The sequence below is a fragment of the Providencia sp. M-27 genome, assembly GCF_011077905.1.
GTDB classification, from domain to species: Bacteria; Pseudomonadota; Gammaproteobacteria; order Enterobacterales; family Enterobacteriaceae; genus Providencia; species Providencia huaxiensis.
Map to the genome: position 1 here is coordinate 1 of NZ_JAALBT010000073.1, position 627 is coordinate 627.

A 627-nucleotide genomic window follows, 5' to 3' on the forward strand; every position below is an offset into this window, starting at 1 on the left:
CGGGTCGTCATGAATACCAAACTTATCAACCAACGTTGCAGTGGCTTCATTCATCCCCTTAATTTCAATATCAATGCCTTCACGTCGAAACTTAATCACCACTTTATCTAACGCGCTGACGGAAGTGATATCCCAAAAATGAGCATGATTCACATCGATAATCGCTTTATCAATGTCTTCTTTAAAATCAAAGGCATTAACAAAGCGTTCCGATGTGGCAAAGAAAATTTGTCCCCGAACTTCATAATGACGTACCTTTCTGTCTAGTCTTGATGTAACTGTCATGTATCTCGCGACTTTATTGGCAAAATTAAGCGCTGCGATGAGCACCCCGACAAGTACCCCGTAAGCCAGATTATGGGTCCAAACGACAACAATGACGGTGGCTATCATAACGATGCTGGTTGATAGCGGATGGACTCGTATATCGGCAAGGGATTGCCAAGAAAAGGTTCCAATTGACACCATAATCATCACAGCAACTAACGCCGCCATAGGGATTTTTGATACCCAATCATTAAGAAAAACCACCATTAGCAATAAAACAACACCCGCAACCAGTGTCGATAATCGACCTCGGCCACCCGATTTTATATTGATAATGGATTGACCGATCATCGCACATCC

1 protein-coding gene is annotated in these 627 nt (G+C 42.7%); it reads right to left on the reverse strand.

The annotated features are described in order from the left end of the window. Positions 1-627, reverse strand: a 627-nt coding sequence (locus G6Q48_RS21980; RefSeq protein ID WP_166268418.1) for a SulP family inorganic anion transporter, incomplete at both ends; no start/stop codon positions are given.